The following is a 1,839-nucleotide window of genomic DNA, read 5'->3' as shown; positions in this document are numbered from 1 at the left end:
ACAATTTGGTTGCCAGCATGAGTCGCCGAGGCAACTGTCATGACAACGCCGTGGCCGAGAGCTTTTTCCAGCTTCTAAAACGGGAACGGATCAAGCGAAAAATCTACATCACGCGGGAAGATGCTCGTAGTGATGTGTTCGATTACATCGAGATGTTCTACAACGTAAAACGCCGCCATGGTTTCAACAATCAGCTGTCACCGGTAGAGTTTGAAAAGCGTTACGCAATGAGCTTGCAAGGTGTCTAGAGAATCCGGGGCGATTCAAAGGTTCATTGAGCAGCCGAGTTTCTATTCGGCATGTTTTGAACAGACTGCATCGCACAGCAGCTCCAACAACTCATTCGCCAGGACCGCCGCTTCTTGTCGATAGTCGGCGTTCCAGCGGCACGACCAGTTATCAGGCTTTCCCTCATCCTCCCATTGCGCCAATGCAAGCCCGTTGAGTATTTCCAGCTCGAACCAAACACGCTGCCAAGCGACAGCGTCCTGGACTGACGCCGTGTCTTGCCATAGGAATTCTGTTTGCACGACAAATGCCGACCATGCAAACAGATCCTCTGAGGCTCGCTCACCGATCATTCGGAAGTATTTTGCGCTAGCCAATCAACGATTCCTTGTAGTCGTTTACCTGTTTAGTAAACGTCTATCCCCGGATAGAGATCCGCGGGTGGACGATAATTGGGGTTCTCAAAGCGGCTGTTCTCGTAATGGGTTTTGGCCGTCGGTCCATCGCCGTTATAGGTCACCTGCGGGTTTGGCGTGAGATGCCAACCGCTTCCTTCCTTGTCGCGCTCGATCAGTGATGCGTATAACCTACAGTTGCCTGATGAGCCGGATGTCAGCCTGAACTGGTAATAGCGTCCGGCTTGGGGCGTGAACTTAGTCGAGACATAGCAGGATCGAGTGCGTGTCCCCTCCCAGAATAGATCCACTTGCGTTTCGATACCGGGTCGGATCTGCGTTTCGTAATAGTCCCATGTAAGGTCTTGCCCTGCCTTTGGCATGCCCACGTCCTGTGTGTGGGTGAACGGCAGGGGGCCGGTGCGAACGGCGCCGCCCGAACGTTTGCCGTTTTCGTATTGGTAAATTTCGGCGTGCTGCGTGTAGTCGACGATACGTACCCAGGCAGGGTTGGGCTCGTTTTCGGGCGCGGTAAAGTAGTTGGTATGGGGCAAAAACTGGCAGCCTGCGAACAACGGCAATGCAAGCAGGCAGAGCAGAGGGGGTATCGACATGAAGCCTTTCCTTTTGCGGAGTCAGGGTTACAGACAGCAAAAGAGGAGGCGCATTGCGTAAAGGCTGAAAATTTTGTGGCTGAATCGTCGCGGCGATATCGGTTTCAACCGGTCGCGACAGGCAGAAATCGGCCGATTCTGTTGAAAAAGTAGCTCCCCTGTCTGGCCTGCGGCAAAATCTCCGCATCGGCCAGCAGGGAAGCACGCAGCATGATGGGACAGTTATCGAGTGGGCAGGAGCGGCTGTTTTACTCGTTCAACCTTGAAGATCACATCCCCTCCAATCACCTTCTGCGCAGCATTGATCAGTGTCTCGATCTGAGCGACCTGCGCCATCACCTCGCCGATTTTTACAGCCCAATTGGGCGTCCTTCGATTGACCCAGAGTTGATGATCCGCATGCTGATCGTGGGCTATTGCTACGGTATTCGCTCCGAGCGGCGGCTGTGCGAAGAGACCCATTTGAACCTGGCGTATCGCTGGTTCTGCCGGTTAAGCCTTGAAGATGAAGTCCCCAATCACTCGACCTTTTCCAAAAATAGACACGGCCGTTTTCGGGACAGCGAGCTCTTTCGCTGGCTGTTCAATGAAGTGCTGCGTCG

At 53.7% G+C, this 1,839-nt stretch carries 4 protein-coding genes; 2 read left to right on the top strand and 2 right to left on the bottom strand.

Annotated features, from left to right (window positions below):
• Nucleotides 1–248, top strand: a 248-nt coding sequence (locus AD670_RS15820; protein WP_156338250.1) for an IS3 family transposase, incomplete at its 5' end; no start/stop codon positions are given.
• A 42-nt stretch (nucleotides 249–290) separates the two neighbouring features.
• Here AD670_RS15820 and AD670_RS15815 read toward each other — a convergent pair.
• The gene (locus AD670_RS15815; protein WP_015371109.1) at nucleotides 291–605 is read right to left on the bottom strand and encodes a hypothetical protein; all 315 of its coding nucleotides are present in this window, start codon (nucleotides 603–605) and stop codon (nucleotides 291–293) included.
• A gap of 29 nt (nucleotides 606–634) precedes the next feature.
• Nucleotides 635–1,237: a hypothetical protein gene (locus AD670_RS15810; RefSeq protein ID WP_053134068.1), complete on the bottom strand. Its 603-nt coding sequence runs from the start codon at nucleotides 1,235–1,237 to the stop codon at nucleotides 635–637.
• 210 nt (nucleotides 1,238–1,447) lie between these two features.
• Here AD670_RS15810 and AD670_RS15805 point away from each other — a divergent pair.
• A partial coding sequence (locus AD670_RS15805) for a transposase (RefSeq protein WP_172681485.1) occupies nucleotides 1,448–1,839 on the top strand: 392 nt, incomplete at its 3' end.

This window comes from Pseudomonas sp. MIACH, from assembly GCF_001269925.1.
In the GTDB taxonomy this organism is placed as follows: Bacteria; Pseudomonadota; Gammaproteobacteria; order Pseudomonadales; family Pseudomonadaceae; genus Aquipseudomonas.
The sequence above is the reverse complement of the archived record's forward strand: the minus strand, read 5'-3'. Positions and strand labels throughout refer to the sequence as shown.

Excerpts from the sequence above, each read along its gene's own strand:
- AD670_RS15810 (WP_053134068.1), bottom strand. The coding sequence starts at position 1,237 with ATGTCGATACCCCCTCTGCTCTGCCTGCTTGCATTGCCGTTGTTCGCA.